Source organism: Streptomyces niveus (assembly GCF_001723055.1).
GTDB lineage: Bacteria > Actinomycetota > Actinomycetes > Streptomycetales > Streptomycetaceae > Streptomyces > Streptomyces niveus.
Map to the genome: position 1 here is coordinate 1 of NZ_MDCR01000141.1, position 16,034 is coordinate 16,034.

Annotated in this window: 17 protein-coding genes; 7 read left to right on the plus strand and 10 right to left on the minus strand. The window is 72.0% G+C overall.

Going from position 1 to position 16,034, the window contains the following annotated elements; translation table 11 throughout:
- The coding region (locus BHU15_RS17900; RefSeq protein WP_141726838.1) for a pyridoxal-phosphate dependent enzyme at positions 1-637 on the plus strand (637 nt) is incomplete at its 5' end.
- Positions 638-687: 50 nt separating this feature from the next.
- Positions 688-1,929: an MFS transporter gene (locus tag BHU15_RS17905; RefSeq protein WP_079128214.1), complete on the plus strand. Its 1,242-nt coding sequence runs from the start codon at positions 688-690 to the stop codon at positions 1,927-1,929.
- A gap of 49 nt (positions 1,930-1,978) precedes the next feature.
- Here the strand turns inward: BHU15_RS17905 and BHU15_RS17910 are convergent, their stop codons facing one another.
- Together BHU15_RS17910 and BHU15_RS17915 are read right to left on the minus strand one after the other, a co-directional pair.
- Positions 1,979-3,241, minus strand: coding sequence for a DUF8814 domain-containing protein (locus BHU15_RS17910; RefSeq protein ID WP_069628115.1), 1,263 nt, complete (start codon positions 3,239-3,241; stop codon positions 1,979-1,981).
- A 96-nt stretch (positions 3,242-3,337) separates the two neighbouring features.
- On the minus strand, positions 3,338-4,411 hold the full coding sequence (locus tag BHU15_RS17915; RefSeq protein ID WP_069628116.1) for a cation diffusion facilitator family transporter: 1,074 nt from the start codon (positions 4,409-4,411) through the stop codon (positions 3,338-3,340).
- A gap of 99 nt (positions 4,412-4,510) precedes the next feature.
- Between BHU15_RS17915 and BHU15_RS17920 the strand changes: the two genes are divergently transcribed.
- The 3 genes from BHU15_RS17920 (at position 4,511) to BHU15_RS17930 (ending at position 7,196) form a co-directional block, all read left to right on the plus strand.
- Entirely contained in the window at positions 4,511-4,858 is a 348-nt protein-coding gene (locus tag BHU15_RS17920; protein WP_031229142.1) for an ArsR/SmtB family transcription factor, read from the plus strand.
- Positions 4,859-4,960: 102 nt separating this feature from the next.
- Positions 4,961-6,220 carry a COG1361 family protein gene (locus BHU15_RS17925; RefSeq protein WP_069628117.1) on the plus strand — a complete coding sequence of 420 codons (1,260 nt, stop codon included), beginning with the start codon at positions 4,961-4,963 and terminating at the stop codon, positions 6,218-6,220.
- A gap of 205 nt (positions 6,221-6,425) precedes the next feature.
- Positions 6,426-7,196 (plus strand): peptidoglycan recognition protein family protein, encoded by a 771-nt coding sequence (locus tag BHU15_RS17930; protein WP_069628118.1) that lies wholly within the window; start codon positions 6,426-6,428, stop codon positions 7,194-7,196.
- 24 nt (positions 7,197-7,220) lie between these two features.
- On the opposite strand, the gene BHU15_RS17935 is transcribed toward BHU15_RS17930, so the two are convergent.
- Positions 7,221-7,709, minus strand: a complete 489-nt coding sequence (locus tag BHU15_RS17935) for a GNAT family N-acetyltransferase (protein WP_069628119.1) — start codon at positions 7,707-7,709, stop codon at positions 7,221-7,223.
- Between the two features lie 113 nt (positions 7,710-7,822).
- On the opposite strand from BHU15_RS17935, the gene BHU15_RS17940 reads away from it, so the two are divergent.
- Both BHU15_RS17940 and BHU15_RS17945 read left to right on the plus strand, forming a co-directional pair.
- Positions 7,823-8,257: a VOC family protein gene (locus BHU15_RS17940; RefSeq protein ID WP_171908390.1), complete on the plus strand. Its 435-nt coding sequence runs from the start codon at positions 7,823-7,825 to the stop codon at positions 8,255-8,257.
- Between the two features lie 74 nt (positions 8,258-8,331).
- Positions 8,332-9,672, plus strand: a complete 1,341-nt coding sequence (locus BHU15_RS17945) for a 6-phospho-beta-glucosidase (protein WP_069628121.1) — start codon at positions 8,332-8,334, stop codon at positions 9,670-9,672.
- A gap of 7 nt (positions 9,673-9,679) precedes the next feature.
- Here the strand turns inward: BHU15_RS17945 and BHU15_RS17950 are convergent, their stop codons facing one another.
- The 7 genes from BHU15_RS17950 to BHU15_RS17980 form a co-directional block, all read right to left on the minus strand.
- Positions 9,680-10,390: a TSUP family transporter gene (locus BHU15_RS17950; RefSeq protein ID WP_069628125.1), complete on the minus strand. Its 711-nt coding sequence runs from the start codon at positions 10,388-10,390 to the stop codon at positions 9,680-9,682.
- 63 nt (positions 10,391-10,453) lie between these two features.
- Positions 10,454-11,695, minus strand: coding sequence for a cytochrome P450 family protein (locus BHU15_RS17955; RefSeq protein ID WP_069628122.1), 1,242 nt, complete (start codon positions 11,693-11,695; stop codon positions 10,454-10,456).
- Positions 11,692-12,336: a GTP-binding protein gene (locus BHU15_RS17960; RefSeq protein ID WP_069628123.1), complete on the minus strand. Its 645-nt coding sequence runs from the start codon at positions 12,334-12,336 to the stop codon at positions 11,692-11,694. The genes BHU15_RS17955 and BHU15_RS17960 overlap by 4 nt, the downstream gene beginning before the upstream one ends.
- The gene (locus BHU15_RS17965) at positions 12,311-12,670 is read right to left on the minus strand and encodes a DUF742 domain-containing protein (protein ID WP_023537803.1); all 360 of its coding nucleotides are present in this window, start codon (positions 12,668-12,670) and stop codon (positions 12,311-12,313) included. The genes BHU15_RS17960 and BHU15_RS17965 overlap by 26 nt, the downstream gene beginning before the upstream one ends.
- Entirely contained in the window at positions 12,667-13,089 is a 423-nt protein-coding gene (locus BHU15_RS17970; RefSeq protein WP_069628124.1) for a roadblock/LC7 domain-containing protein, read from the minus strand. The genes BHU15_RS17965 and BHU15_RS17970 overlap by 4 nt, the downstream gene beginning before the upstream one ends.
- Entirely contained in the window at positions 13,086-14,609 is a 1,524-nt protein-coding gene (locus BHU15_RS17975) for an ATP-binding protein (RefSeq protein WP_107422875.1), read from the minus strand. The genes BHU15_RS17970 and BHU15_RS17975 overlap by 4 nt, the downstream gene beginning before the upstream one ends.
- Positions 14,610-14,926: 317 nt before the next feature.
- Positions 14,927-16,033 (minus strand): PQQ-dependent sugar dehydrogenase, encoded by a 1,107-nt coding sequence (locus BHU15_RS17980; RefSeq protein WP_079128213.1) that lies wholly within the window; start codon positions 16,031-16,033, stop codon positions 14,927-14,929.
- Between the last annotated feature and the right edge of the window lies 1 nt (position 16,034).

The window sequence follows — 16,034 nt, forward strand, 5'->3', positions numbered from 1 at the left end:
CCCGCTCGCCCTCGAACTCGCCTCCCAGCTCGGGCACATCGACACGCTGGTGTGCAGCGTGGGCACCGGGGGTCACTCCGCCGGGATCTCGCGGGTGCTGCGCCAGCTCTACCCGCAGCTGCGCGTCGTCGGGGTGGACACCATCGGCTCGACGATCTTCGGACAGCCGGCCAGGACCCGGCTGATGCGCGGCCTCGGGTCGAGCATCCATCCGCGCAACGTCGCCTACGAGAACTTCGACGAGGCGCACTGGGTCGCGCCGTCCGAGGCCGTGTGGACCTGCCGCAGGCTCGCGACGTCCCACTACGCCACCGGCGGCTGGAGCGTCGGCGCCGTCGCCCTGGTGGCGGGCTGGCTGGCCCGGACCTCCCCCGCCGACTCCCGGATCGTCGCGGTCTTCCCGGACGGGCCCCAGCGCTACCTCGGCACGGTGTACGACGACGAGTACTGCGCCGCGTACGGACTGCTGGACTCGGCCCCGGCGGCCGAACCGGAGGTGATCGGCCGTCCCGACGAGAAGGAGGTCACGCGCTGGACCCGGTGCGCCGAGGTGGCCGACCCGCTCACCCTGACCGGCGCCGCCGGCGCCGTACAGGCCGTGGAAACCGCCAACTCTCCCGAGGTGAAAGCCCGGTGAAGGGTGTGATCGGGCAGGTACGTCGCTACGAGCGCGGTGTCCAGTTGCTGATGGTCAATCAGTTCACCATCAATCTGGGCTTCTACATGCTGATGCCGTATCTGGCCGCGCATCTGTCCGGGACGCTCGGGCTGGCCGGCTGGCTCGTCGGATTCGTGCTGGGCGTACGGAACTTCAGCCAGCAGGGGATGTTCCTGGTCGGCGGGACGCTGGCCGACCGGTTCGGCTACAAGCCCCTCATCGTCGCCGGCTGCGTCCTGCGTACGGTGGGCTTCGCGACGCTCGGTCTGGTGGACTCGCTGCCCGCGCTGTTCGCCGCGTCGGCGGCCACCGGCTTCGCCGGGGCGCTCTTCAACCCGGCGGTGCGGGCGTATCTCGCGGCCGGCGCCGGGGAGCGCAGGGTGGAGGCGTTCGCGCTGTTCAACGTTTTCTACCAGGCGGGCATTCTGCTCGGCCCGTTGGTGGGCATGGTGCTGACGGGTGTCGATTTCCGGGTGACGTGCCTCGTCTCGGCCGGGATCTTCGCGCTGCTGAGCGTCGTACAGATCCGGGCGCTGCCCGCCCGCCGGGCCGACGACACGGACGTACGCGACGGGGAAGGCAGGCGCACGAGCACCCTCTCCCAGTGGCGCTCGGTGCTGGCCAACCGGCCGTTCCTGCTCTTCTCGGGGGCGATGATCGGCTCGTACGTCCTGACGTTCCAGGTCTATCTGGCGCTTCCGCTGGAGGTACGACGGGTGGGCGGCGACGGGGAGTCCGGCGCCGCCGCCGTGGCGCTGCTGTTCGCCGTGTCCGGGCTGAGCACCATCCTGTTCCAGACCCGGGTGACCGCGTGGTGCGCGGCCCGCGTGGCGCCGGGGCGCGCGCTGAGCTGGGGACTGGCCGTCATGGGGTGCGCGTTCCTGCCGCTGCTCGCGGCCACCGCGATTCCCGTGCCGGAGACGGGAGTCGGCCGGTGGGCGCTGGCGGCCCTGCCGCCGGCGGTCGCGGCGCTGCTGCTCGCGCTGGGGACGATGATCGCGTACCCCTTCGAGATGGACACCATCGTCAGGCTCGCCGGTGACCGTCTGGTCGCCACCCACTACGGGCTCTACAACACCATCTGCGGTATCGGCATCACGCTCGGAAATCTGCTGACCGGCGCGGCACTTGACGCGGCGCGCGGGGCCGGCGTCCCGGCGCTCCCGTGGGTCGCGCTGCTGACGCTGGGGCTGGCGTGCGCCGCGGCGCTCAACTCGCTGCACCGGGGCGGGCGGCTCACGGCGCCCGAACCGGTCGCCGCGTCCGTCTGAGGCGCCGCGCGGCGGTGGCGGAGCCATGCCCCCCGCCACCGCCGCCGGTTCAGCAGTTCGGTACGCCGGGCAGCCACGCCTCCACCACGTCGATGAAGATGTTGGAGATGTAGCCGCCGTAGGCCGGCAGATACGACCAGCCGTCATTGGTGATGCCGTCCACCGTGATCCGCTGGCCGTGGACCTGGCACTTGACGTTGACCGTCGTGGGACCGGGCAGTCGCGCCACCTCGGGCGACGCGGTGGTCGCCTGCTGGCGGATACGGACGTCCGTGCCCCAGGTCGGGAAGGACTTGCCGGTCTGGTCGCCGGTCCACAGATACGTGACGGTCACCCAGCCGTTGTCGTTCAGGCCGACGTTGTAGAAGGTGCCGTCGGCGAGGTCGATCCCGGCCGGGTTGAGCACGGTGCGGCCCGATCCGTCCTTGCCGCCGTTGTAGCCGTTCTCGTACGCCGCCTGGGCCTCGGGCCTGCCCTGGGGCAGGTCCTTGAACATCTCACGGGTCGGGGAGGGGTTCCAGTAGTCGTCCTTGGTGTTCCAGGGGCCGACGTCCCACACGGGCGCGGTCTCGCAGCGGGCGGGGCCGCAGACCTGTACGGAGTACTGGCTGCTGCCGTTGGGCGACAGGCCCCGGCGCGAGGGCAGCGCCACGAAGTGGTCGTTCGGCTTGATGATGTGGCCGTTGGCGGTCGTACCGCCGACGAGTCCTTCGCGGGTGGCGAAGACCCGTGCGCTGAAGGCGGTCGCGCCCGCCGAGGCCCGTGGCGCGGCGCCCTTCTCGGCCGTCAGCCGCAGTCCCGTGACGCGCGCCTTCCCTGTCGTGTCCCAGAGGGTGATCCGGGCCTGCACGGTGGTGACCGCGCGCGGCAGGACCGCCGGGCCCTGGTCCGCCGGTATCCACTCGGTCCAGCCGCCGCCCACCGAGCGGCCCCGTACGTCGACCACCACCTCGGCGTCGGCGTCCGAGGGGGTGTCGGCGGCCAGTTCGGCGACGACCCGGTTGACGGGGGCGTCCAGTTCCCTGGGGGCGAGCACCTGGGTGCCGTAGCCTCGGCCGGTCTCGGCCGACGCGGGGCGGAAAGCGGTGCTCCGTACGCTCAACGCGCCTTGCGTGTGGCGGACGTTGACGTCGTCGGACGTGATGCGGGTCAGATCCGCCGACCAGGAGGCCGGCGCGGACTCTACGCGCGTGGATTTCCGGGCGTCGGCCGCCCCTGCGGGTGATGTGGCGACCGCGGCGCCCACGCAGGCGAGCAGTGCGAGGGCCGCGGTGGTCCGACGCGGGTAAGCGGGTCTCGCTCGGTCCGTCATGCCGGTCTCCTCCTGTGGGGGATGGAACCCGGCACACGCTAGCGATGCTGTCATGTAACCGACAAGAGCCGGGAGTTGCCCGGATGGATCACTGGATCAGACGACGGGGGCGTGAGCGGGGGCGTGATGACTCAGCGCCGCGTGCGGGTCCGCCTCGCCGGGAGTGACCGCGGGGTCGGCGTGGACCAGGGCCGCGGTCAGCTTCGGTACGGCGTGCAGCAGGGCATGCTCGGCCGCGACGGCGACATGGTGCGCCTGACGTACCGTCAGTTCGCCGTCCACCACCACCGCGACCTCGGCCCGCAGCCGGTGCCCGATCCAGCGCAGCCGCAACTCCCCCACCGCCCGCACACCGGGGACCGCCAGCAGGGCCGACTCGGCGGCGTCCACGAGCGCGGGGTCGACGACGTCCATCACGCGGCGGAACACCTCGCCGGCGGCGTCGCGCAGGACGAACACGATCGCGGCCGTGATGAGCAGCCCGACGATCGGGTCGGCGAGCCGCCAGCCGATCGCGGCGCCGCCCGCGCCCAGCAGGACGGCGAGCGAGGTGAAGCCGTCGGTCCGGGCGTGCAGCCCGTCGGCGACCAGGGCCGCCGAGCCGATCTCGCGGCCGACCCGGATGCGGTAGCGGGCGACCCACTCGTTGCCGATGAAACCGACGACGGCGGCGGCTGCGACTGCCGGGAGGTAGCTGATCGGCCGCGGGTCCAGCAGCCGGTCGACGGCGGTCCACCCGGCGAACACGGCCGACGCGGCGATGGTCAGCACGATGACGATGCCGGCGACGTCCTCCGCCCGCCCGTAGCCGTAGGTGAACCGGCGGGTGGCCGCGCGCCGGCCCAGGACGAACGCGACGGCGAGCGGCAGCGCGGTGAGCGCGTCGGCGGCGTTGTGGACGGTGTCGCCGAGCAGGGCCACGGAGCCGGACAGGATCACGACGACCACCTGCATGAGCGCCGTCGCGCCGAGCACGCCCAGCGAGACCCACAGCGCGCGCATGCCCTTCGCTGACGATTCGAGGGCGGCGTCGGTCTTGTCGGCCGATTCGTGGGAGTGGGGCGTGACCAGATGGCGGGCGGTGTGCCGCCAGCGGGCGACGCGACCGCCGTGCGCGTGGCCGTCGCGGGGGTGGGGGTGCGAGTGGGGGTGACCGTGCGGGTCGTTCATGGGTGACCTTCCGACGCGCGGGCGGTGGGTCTGACCGGGTGAGGAGCCGGGTGGACAGGGGCGTGGCCCGTTCGCCATTATGTGCATATGAACGCACGCATGCAACTATCACCTGCGCATGATGCGCACCCGCCCAATCCTGGCGAGGAGCAGTTCACGCTCGCCGCCGAGGTCTTCGCCGTCCTCGCCGACCGCACCCGGCTGGTCCTGCTGCACGCGCTGACCAGCGGCGAGGCGGACGTGACCACGCTGACGGAGGTGTGCGGCGCGGCCCGCCCCGCCGTCAGCCAGCACCTCGCCAAACTCCGGCTCGCCGGTCTGGTCGTCACGCGCAAGGAGGGCCGCCGGGTCGTCTACAGCCTCCGCGACGGCCATCTGCGGCGGGTGATCGACGAGGCGCTGAGCCTGGCCGACCACCAGCTCGACGGCCGGCCCTCGCACGACTGAGCGCGGGTTCCCCACGTCATCCGTACAACCGTTCGTCGCTTGTGCGTGTCTTTCCTTCCATACCTGGTTCGCCACCCGGTGCGCACGTCCTCGGAGGGGCACATGACATCTGCGTCGAAGACCACGTCACACAGACCTCAGCGGTCACTGCGGCTCACCGCGGGAGCGGTCGCCGCCGCCGCGGTCGGCTGGTCGCTGGTCGCGGTCCCGGGCGCGGCCGCCGCCGAACAGGCCGAACCCGGGGCCGAGTTGGTCTTCGAGCAGACGGCCGAGCCCATCGAGGGAGTACGGCCCGGGGACCCGGCCGAGGTGTCGTTCGCGCTGAAGAACAAGGGGGACGCGCCCGCCACGCGCGTGGTGCTCTACCTCGGCGGCTCGCAGGGGCTGGAGTACGCGAAGAACTACTCCAACTGCGTGTACGAGGAGGCGCCCGCCCAGGACGAGGGCCCGGCGCGGACGAACGCGGTGTGCGACATCGAGCAGACCCTGGAGCCCGGCGTCGTCTACGAGCCCGGCGAGCCCATCGGGCTGAAGCTCCTGGACCGGGCGCTGTACGAGCGGCTCGACGTCAACATCCTGGCGGGCGTGAACACGTTCCCCGACGGCACACAGCACGGCGGCGGCGCCGACCCGGTGCTGAAGCTCGTCGCGCGGACCACGCCCGAGGCACCCGGCACCGTCCACGGCGGCGAGCTGGGTGTCGACATCACCGCCGAGAACACGGCGGACTTCGCGCTGACCGGTTCGAAGGTACGGGGCGCGGCGGGCCGGACAGTGGAAGCGAAGGTCACCTTCGCCAACAAGGGCCCGGCCTGGGCGAGGAACGACGTCTACGGGCCGATCGGGGTCTTCGACGTCGGGATCCCGGAGGGGACGAAGGTCACCGGGGTCCCGGAGTTCTGCGAGCCGGCCGAGGCCGCGGCGACGTACCGCTGCACGACGCCGTACAACTACGCCGACGAGGACAGCGAGCGCGCGTACGTCTTCGGGCTGCGGATCGAGAAGGTCGTCGCGGGCGCCACGGGCAAGGTCGCGTTCGTCAAGGGCGACAACCGGTGGGGGACGCTGCCGTTCGACAAGAACCGCACCAACAACACGGCCGAGATCGTCGTGAACGAGTCGGGCGGCGGGGCGAGTTCGGGCGGCACGACCTCCGGCGGGGCGACCGGTGGGACGACCGGCGGCGCGAGTGGCGGTACGGACGGCGGCGCGAGCTCCACGGGCGGCTCCGGCGCGGGCACCCAGCTCGACGAACTGGCCGAGACCGGGACGACCGACGGCACGCTCCTCGCCGGCGGAGCCGCCGTGGTCCTGCTGGCGGCCGGCGGGGCCGCCGTCGCGATACGGCGCCGCACGTCCTGACCCGGTCCGCCGGGGGGACCCGGCAGGGCGGTCAGGGCCTCCGTCCGGTCAGGGCCTCCGTCCGGACGAACTGTTCGATTTCGGTGCGGAGCCACCGCCGGCCGTCCCCGCACTGGCGTAACGGCCGGCCACTCCCCCGGAAAACCCCTGGTTGTACGGCCGGGAGAGGAGGCGGATCCCGGCGGCGCGCCATACGCTCATCCCCATGAGCATCGACCGGCGCGTGCTGCTTCGTGGCATGGGCTGGGCCGCCGCAGCGGGTGCGGGCCTCACCCTGGCCGCCGACGCCGCCGGGAGAGCCGGCGAGGACGGGCCCGCCCCTCGCTCGCGCCCGCAGGCACGCCCGGAGCGCCCGCTGCGCTGGGGCAGTGCGCCGCCCGCCGTCGAGCCCCGGACGTTCTGGCAGGAGAAGCCTCCGCCCCGGCGCAAGCCGGAGCTCACGGCGGACGACGTGAAGGCCGTCTTCATCCATCACACCAGCGGCCCCAACGACTACACGCGCCCCGAGGTCGCCGGTCTCATCCGCACCTTCGCCGTCGACCATGTCGACAACCGGCAGTGGGACGACATCGGCTACAACTTCCTCGTGGACCGGGGCGGCGTCATCTACGAGGGCCGCGCGGGCGGCATCGACAACCCGGTCGTCGGCGCGCACACCCTGGGCTTCAACGTCGCCACCGTCGGCATCGCGGCGATAGGCGACTTCAGCGACGGCGCGCCGGTACCCGAGCCCATGGTCGACTCGCTCGCCCAGCTGATCGCGTGGAAGCTCGGCCTGTACGGTGTCGATCCGCGCGGTACGACGACCCTGGTGTCCACGAACGACGGCAGCCGCTACAAGAAGGGCACCCGGCAGATCTTCCGTACGGTGTCGGGCCACCGCGACGGCTACTCGACCCACTGTCCGGGCGGCGCCCTGTACGGCCAGCTCCCCCGGATACGCGAACGCGCCGCACGCCTCCAGGGCCGGCCCTAGGGCGTGTCCGCAGAGAGAACCAGGTCAGAGCGCCCGGTGCATGATGTGCAGTCCGACGTAGCCGTGCACCGGATGGCGGAAGCCCTCGGGGAGCGTGCCGAGGACCGTGAAGCCGAGCGATTCGTACAGCTTCACCGCGTGGGTGTTGGTCTCCACGACCGCGTTGAACTGCATCGCGCGAAAGCCCGCCGCCCGTGCCCACTCCAGGCTGTACTCGCACAGCGCCCGGCCCACGCCCCGGCCCGTGTGCGCGGCGTCGACCATGTAGCTGGCGCTCGCGATGTGCGCGCCGTTGCCCATGTGGTTGTTGTTCATCTTGGCGGTGCCGAGGACCGTGCCCGTGTCGTCGACGGCGACGACCGTACGGTTCGGCGGGGCCAGCAGCCACCAGTCGCGCGCGTCGTTCTCACCGAGGTCGGTCGGGTAGGTGAACGTGTCGCCCGCGGCGACGATCCGGTGGAAGAACGGCCAGATGGCGGGCCAGTCGTCACGGGTGGCTTCCCTGATCAGCATGGCCCCAGCATGCCGGGGCGACGGCCACGGCCGCCAGCGCTTTCCCGGGCCGGTGCCGGGCCCTCGCCGCGCCGTACCGTGTGCCGTCGATGACGGCGGGTACACGCGAGGGCATGGTCGATAAGACGAGTGTCCTTGTCCTGGACTGTGCCGAACCTCTTGAACTGGCCGAGTTCTACGCCGGTCTGCTCGACGCCGAGATCCACCCGTGGGACGACCCCGACTATCTGGAGGTCGTCGGAAGCAACGGGGTACGGCTGGCGATGCACCGCGATCACGGTTACGCGCCGCCGAGTTGGCCCCGCCCCGACGACTCCCAGCAGGCGCATCTGCGCATCCTCGTGAACCGGGGCGACATGGACGAGGCCGAGCGGGAGGCGGTCGGGCTCGGCGCCCGGCCGGTGGAGGCCAGGAACAACAGCGGACCGCGCGACGAGCGCACGTACTCCGATCCGGCCGGCCACTCCTTCACGCTCGCCGTGGCGCCCGGGCCCGCGCGGCGGCCCGCTCCCGTCCCCGGCGGCGGCGCGCGGAGCGGTGACGTATAACGGGACCGTCCTGTCGGTCGCCGCACGAGGTCCGCGGCACGCGTTGAAGGTGGCTCTCGGATGGTGGTTGGCGGATGAGGCTCACGGTCCTGGGCGGCGGGGGCTTCCGGCTCCCCCTGGTGTACGGCGCGCTGCTCGGCGATCACGCCGAGGGCCGGGTCACCGATGTCGTCCTGCACGATGTGGACTCCGCCCGGCTGACCGCGATCGCCCGCGTGCTCGCCGACCAGGCGGCGGGCGTGGCCGACGCGCCGCGGGTCACCGTCACCACCGATCTCGACGAGGCGATCCGGGGCGCCGACTTCGTGTTCTCGGCGATCCGGGTCGGCGGTCTCGAAGGCCGCGCGGCCGACGAGCGGGTGGCGCTCGCCGAGGGGGTGCTCGGCCAGGAGACCGTGGGGGCGGGCGGTATCGCGTACGGGCTGCGCACCGTGCCCGTGGCCGTGGACATCGCGCGCCGGGTCGCGCGGCTCGCCCCCGACGCCTGGGTCATCAACTTCACCAACCCGGCGGGGCTGGTCACCGAGGCGATGGCGCGTCATCTGGGCGACCGGGTCATCGGTATCTGCGACTCCCCCGTGGGGCTCGGCCGCCGGGTCGCGCGCGTGCTGGGCGGGGACCCCGGCACCGTCTTCATCGACTACGTCGGCCTCAACCATCTCGGGTGGCTGCGCGGCCTGCGGATCGACGGCCGTGACCAACTCCCGCGCCTGCTCGCCGATCCCGCGCTGCTGGGCTCGATCGAGGAGGGCCGGCTGTTCGGCGCGGAGTGGCTGCGGTCGCTGGGCTCGATCCCCAACGAGTATCTGCACTACTACTACTTCAACCGCGAGACCGTACGCGCCTACCGCGAGGCCGAGCGCACGCGGGGCGCCTTCCTGCGGGACCAACAGGCCGGTTTCTACGCGGAGATGGAGAAGCCGGGCGCCCCCGCGCTGGCGACCTGGGACCGTACCCGCGCCGAGCGGGAGGCCACGTACATGGCGCACAACCGGGAGGCGGCCGGCGCGGGTGAACGGGCCGTCGAGGACCTGGAGTCGGGCGGGTACGAGAAGGTGGCCCTCGCGCTGATGCGGGCCATCGCGCACGACAGCCGGGCGACCCTCATCCTCAACGTCCGTAACGGCACGACGCTTTCGGTGCTGGACGCCGACGCCGTCATCGAGGTCCCGTGTCTCGTGGACGCGAACGGCGCCCATCCGGTGGCGGTGGCGCCGCTGCCGTACCACGCCACGGCTCTGGTGTGCGCGGTGAAGGGGGTCGAGCGTGAGGTGCTTGCGGCGGCGGAGAGCGGTTCGCGTACGACGGCGGTGAAGGCGTTCGCGCTGCATCCGCTCGTCGACTCGGTGACCGTGGCGCGGCGGCTGGTGGACGGCTATGTGGGCGTGCACCCGGGTCTCGCGTATCTGCGCTGAGGGACCGTCAGAACCCGGCAATCAGCACCGCGCCCGACACCGTCGCGAACACCAGCACCATGATCCGCAGCCGCGCGGCGTCGACACGGTGGTGCGCCAGCCGGCTCAGCCGTACGCCGAGCGCGACGGCGGGCAGGAGCAGCAGGGCGGGCCACACCTGGCCCGGTCCGCCCTGGCCCGTGGCGAACAGCAGTCCGAGGGAGGCGACTTCGCCGACGAGGAAGCAGACGGCGACCGTCGAGCGCAGCTCCGCCGGTGGCCGGTGCTGGTAGACCAGTGCCAGCGGCGGGCCGCCGACGCCGGTCGCCGTCTCGGTGAGGGCGGTGACCGCGCCGGCGCCGACGTACGCCGCCCGGCCTGGGGTGAACGCGGGGACCAGCAGGCTCGCCAGCGCGGCCAGCACCGTGGCGGCGCCGACGACCACACCGAGATGCCGTTCGGGGACCGCCCACAGCAGCACGAGCCCCAGGGGCGTGGCCACGAGCCGGGCCGCCGAGATCCAGCCGGCGCCCCGTACGTCGATGCTCCTCCGCTCGCGCCAGGCCACGTACAGATTCAGCGGGATCATCGAGGCGAGCAGGAACACGGGCAGCAGCCCGGGATCCACCAGGCCGACGACGGGCGCGACGATGAGGGCGAAGCCGAGGCCGCTCGTGCCCTGGACGAACGCGGCGAGCGTCACCACGGCGGCGAGGAGCACGATCACCCCGCCGCCCAGTCCCTGGCTCAGCCCTTCGATCACACGACTCCCCGACGCCTCGCCGCTTTCCGCGCGACGCCGTCATGGGGTGGCGACGGTGGTGTCCGGCGTACGCGGGGTGAATCGTACGGGCAGTGACTTCAGGGCGCGGACGAACGGGCCAGGACGCCAGGTGAGTTGATCACGCGGTGTGACGAGTTCCAGGTCGGGCAGCCACTGGGTGATCCGCTCGATGGCCTCGGTCGCGATGAGCAACGCGTGCTGTTTGACCGGGCACTTGTGGGCCCCCGCCCCCCAGGACAGATGGGAGGCGTCGTGCGGGTGGTGCGGGGCGTCGGTGGCGTCCTGCTCGGAGAGGAAGCCGAGCGCTCCGTACGAGACGATGACGGGCACGGCCTTGCGCACCCATACGCCGTGGAAGCTCAGCGACTCGCGGGCGTAGAGGAGCCCGTAGTTCGCCAACGGCGTCTCGTGGCGCAGCACTTCGAGGACGGCGTCCATGACGGGGCGGGATCCGCTGGTGAGGGTGGAGTAGTACGCGGGGTTGCCGAGCATCCGCGACAGCGCGTTGGCGACGAGGTTCGCGGTCGGCTCGTGGCCCGCGCCCATGGTGAGGAACACCTGCCAGACGACTTCCTCGTAGGTGAGGTCGGCCGGGTGGTCGATCAGCCAACTGGTCAGGTCGTCACCGCGTTTGAGGGTCTTGGCGGTGACGAGTTCCGTGACGTACTCGGCGTACTCCACATCTCCGGCGGCGGCCTCGTCGCCGCCCTCCATCAGCCGTCCGAGCGAGTTGTTGAGCCGGGCGCTCTCGCTGTCGGGCAGGCCGAAGAGGTTGTTGAAGATCAGCGTCATCAACGGGCGGGCGAAGTCGTCCACGAGGTCGGCGCCGCCCACCGGACCGAACCGGCCGACCAGCAGGTCCACGGCCCGGTGCACACGCTCGCGCAGGTCGTGCGGCTCGACCAGGTCGAAGCCGTCGACCAGCGCCTTGCGGTAACGCCTGTGCACGGCGCCGTCGGTGAACAGCGGATTGGGGCGCCACCGCAGCATGCCGAGGATCGGCGAGTCCGGGGAGGCGGTCGACTCCCACTCCCGGGAGTCGTGCGACCAGGTGTCCGGATCGTGCAGGATGTCGAGGGCGGCCCGCCGGTCGGTGACGATGTACGCGGGCTCGCCCGGGGCGAGTTCGCCCCAGCCGACAGGGCCTTGTGCCTTGAGAGCCTCGTAACGGCCCTGCGGGTCGGCGGCGAAGCCCTCGTCCCAGAGGCGGACCGGCGCCGACAGGGAGAACGCCTTGGCGGGCGCGGGATAGGAAGTCACCAGGTCACCGGGTCTCCGTACTGAGGGCCGGCGCCTTCGGCGTGACCCGCTATCAGATGCTGGACGAGTGAGAGCAGCGCGTCGATGGAGGAGTTGGTGTCGCGCGCGTCGCAGACGACCATGGGCGTGCCGGGTTCCAGGTCCAGCGAACCGCGTAGCTGGTCCGCCGTGTAGGAACGCGCGTCGGGAAAGGTGTTGAGCGCGACGGCGTACGGCAGCCCCGACTCCTCGACCAGTCCGAGCACGTCGAAGGAGTCGTCGATCCGCCGCGTGTCGACGAGGACGAGCGCGCCGAGCGCCCCGTGGGCGATGTCCGCCCACAGCGAGCGGAAGCGCTCCTGTCCGGGGGTGCCGAACAGATAGAGCACGATCCCGGCGTCCAGGCTGATCCGCCCGAAGTCGATGGCGACGGTCGTGGTGGTCTTGTCGCGTACGCCGGCGAGGTCGTCCACGGACACGGACGCCTCGGTGAGATGTTCCTCGGTGTGCAGCGGGCGGATCTCGGACACCGAGTCGATCAGTGTGGTCTTGCCGACGCCGAACGGGCCGGCCACCAGGATCTTCACCAACTCGCGGGTGGTGTCCGGCAGATGCAGCCCGACACCGCTGTCGGTGTCATTGCTTGAGGGCGCGGAGGCCATCGGCCACTCTCTTCAACAGGTCGGGGGCGGGCAGGGCGGCCTGGGGTACCGGCGCGCGGAGGCTCACCAGCCCCTGCTCCGCCAGTTCGGCGGCGAGTACGCGTACGGCGGAGACCGGCAGCTCCAGCAGAGCGGCGGCCTCCACGAGGGTGAGCGTCCCGCCGTCGAGCACGTCGAAGAGGGCGTGCCGGGCGGCGGGCAGCCCGTCGGGGGCGGTCCCGGTACCTCCGGTCAGCAGCGAGAGCCGCTCCAGCTCGGTGTTGGCCGGGCGAGCCACACCGCCGGTGGACAGGTAGGCGGGAACCAGTGGACGACCGCTCCTGCGGCCGGTCATACCGGAGCGCCGCCCTCACTCGCGCGTGGTGCGGCGGTCATCGCTTTCTCGCCGAGCCTGGCCACCTGTGAGTGCACCCGGTGGGCGAGCAGGTCGAGCCGTACCTCGGGGGTTCCGTACGCGGCCACACAGGTGCCGTGCGAGGTGGGCGCGACCAGGATGTAGCCGTGGTCGGACTCGATGACGATCTGGCGGATCTCCGCGTCGTCGTGGTCGGCGAAGGCGGCGGCGGCCGTACGGCACGCGCCCTGCACGGTGCTGGTGATCGCCGCCGTGCGTTCGGCGGTTGCCTGGGTCAGCGCGTCCGTGTAGCCGGACACGAGGCCGTCCCTGGTGAGCAGGACGGCTGCCCGCACATGCGGGATCTCCAGGATCGGATCGAGCACCCACGCCGTTTCGCCGGCGTTGCGGCTTTTCATCGCGGGTCGTTCCCTTCGGGGTCGGCGGTGGATCGTGCCGCTGCGGTGCCGGTCTGGAGCGCGCCGAGCGCCGCGGCGGAGTGTTCGGGGGTACGGGCGGGCGGCTGGGCCTGCTCGGGGACGGACGGTCGGGCGGCGAGGGCCGAGGCTTCGGCGCCGGGACGGATGCGGCGGCGTCTGCGCTGGGGCAGGATCTCGTCGCCGGGCTCGATGTCGGGGTCGGTGTCGGTCTCGGCGACGCCGTCGGGCATGTGGTCGGGGTAAGTGCTGTCGGTGTGCGGTGAGTTGGGGTGCGCGGTGGTGTCGGGGGTCGTGGGCGGTGCGGTCCGGCGGGCGTTCGCCCGCAGGGCCCGGGAGGCGGCGGCGGTCCGCACGGGCAGTTTCCCGTTCGTCTCCGCCTTGGCCGGCTGGTCCGGTGTCCCGACGAGCCGGGTGGAGCGCGGGGCGGCGGCGGCCGGTGGCCTGCGGACCGGGTCGACATGGCTGAGCAGGTGGTTGCTGACGAGCAGCACCGCCCGTACGCCGCCGTAGGGCGACGGTGTCGACAGGTCCACGGACAGGTCGAACTGCCGGGTGAGCTGGCCGATCGCGGCGAGTCCCATCCGGGGCGGGTCGCCGAGGTCCGACAGCAGGATCGGTTCGCTGCTCGCCACCATCCGCTGCGCGTAGCCGCGTTCGTCGGCTGACATGCCGACACCGGCGTCGTCGATGGTGACGGCGACCCCGTGGTGGGCGCGTTCCAGGTTCACCGTGACGTCGGTGTCCCGGGAGGAGTGCCGCAGCGCGTTGTCGAGGAGTTCGGCGACGATGATCGCGACGGGCTCGACGGCGTGCGAGACGAGCGCGGTGCCCGGCTCCAGATGGTTGTTGATACGCACCCGGTGGTAGCCGACGAGCCGTGACTGGCCCCCGGTCACCGCGTCCACCAGGTGCGACTCCTCGCGGGCCAGGCCCACCCAGGCACCGCACACCACCGCGGCGACCTGTGCGCGCCGCAGGGACTGTTCGTTCTCGTGGTCGAGTTCGAACAGGGTCTGCGCCAACTCCGGTTCGTCGTACTGCTGTTGCAGTCCTCTGAGGACGTCCTGGAGCCGGTAGAGCCCGGCCTGGATCTCCCGGGTGGTGCCACGCATGCCGGCGCGCGCCGCGGCGTCGACCCGCTTGCGCTCCTGCTTCATGACGGTCAGCAGACCGTCGATCACGACGTCCAGGGCGGCGCCGGGTCCGGTGCGGGCGAACTCGACGCTGAGCGGTCCCGGGACCTGGACGTGCGGGTGCGCGGCACGGGTCGCCACCGCGGGGATGCGCTTCTCGGCGAGGTGCGCGATCTCGGCGGTGACCGCGTCGGACGCGCGTGCGGCCTTCGACCGCTCGTTGTCCAGCCGGTCCCGCAGGTCGGCGATCTCGTCGTGGAGTCTGGACCGGTGGCGGTGGGAGCGGAGCAGCCCGCCGGCCAGGGCGAGCGCCAGCAGGGTCCCGCCGGCCAGACCGCTCGCGGCCAGGACCGTTATCTCGATCATCGGACGAACCTCGGGAGGATCGGAGGAATCGACAGCGGCCGAGGACAGCGTCCACTCCGCCGCGGTAACCGACGAGACAACTCGCCGTACTCACCGTGAGCGTGCACACTACCGCTCTCCGTGTTCGCTTTCTCACCTTCCGTGCACCGGTGTCGAGGTGGCCGACTGTCCGGCGCGGAAGGGGAGTTCCGCGCCGGGCAGCGGCCGTCCGGGGGCGCGCGCCGGGCGTACGAAAGGGCCCTGCCGAGTCGGCCGCCGGCCACCGGGTCGTACCGAACCGGTGGCCCGCGTGGCCGTCGTACGAGGCGCGCGCCGGTTCAGCCGATCGTCACGCGGAAGATCTTGTCCGACCCGGCGGGCTCACCGCCGTTGCTGTCCACATTGGTCGTGGAGAGCCAGAGCGCGTTGGCGCCCGGCACCTTTGTGACACCGCGCAGTCGCCCGTACGTACCCACGTAGTGGGCCTGCGGGGTGCCGACGTTCTCGTTGCCGGCGTTGACCGGGATCCGCCAGAGGCGTTCGCCGCGCAGGGAGGCCATGTAGACGGCGCTGTCGACGACGGCGATTCCGCTGGGCGATGCCTCGGCGGTGGTCCAGGTGGCCTTGGGGTTGGTCATCCCGGCCTGGGAGCAGGTGCCTTCGCAGATGGGCCAGCCATAGTTGGCGCCGGACTTGACGAGGTTGAGTTCGTCCCGGGCGTTCTCGCCGAGTTCCGCCTCCCACAGGCGGCCCTGCGGGTCGAAGGCGATGCCCTGCGGGTTGCGGTGGCCCAGGCTGAAGACGTGGTTGCCGAACGGGTTGCCGGGGGCCGGGGCGCCGGTCGTCGTCATCCGCAGGATCTTGCCGTTGAGCGAGTTCCTGTCCTGGGCGAGTGAGGGGTTCTGGGCGTCGCCGGTGGTGGCGTAGAGATAGCCGTCGGGGCCGAAGGCGAGCCGGCCGCCGTTGTGGTACCTGTTCTTCGCGATGCCCTTCAACAGGGCCGTGTAGCCGGTGAGTCGGGTGCCGTCGTAGGTCATCCGGGCGATCCGGTTGCCCTCGGACGAGGTGTGCATGAAGTACACGAAGTGATTGCTCGCCCAGTTCGGGTCGACGGCGACGCCCATCAGGCCGCCCTCGCCGCCGGTGGTCTGGGACTCGGGGACGGTCCCGACCTCGGTGCGCTGTCCGGTGGGTGTCACCTTGAAGACCTTGAAGGTGTTGCGCTCGGTGACCAGCGCCGATGAGTTGTCGGGCAGCCAGTGCATGCCCCACGGGATCGAGTAGCCGGTGGAGACGGTGGTGATGTCGGTCGGCACACCGGCCGGGGCGGCGGGCGGCTGGGCGGTGGCGGCTTCGGTGGTGGACGCCGGGGCGGCGCCGGACTCGGTCGCGCCGGCGGTCTGGACGAGTCCGGTGACGAGCGCCGCGGCGGCGACCGTGGCCACC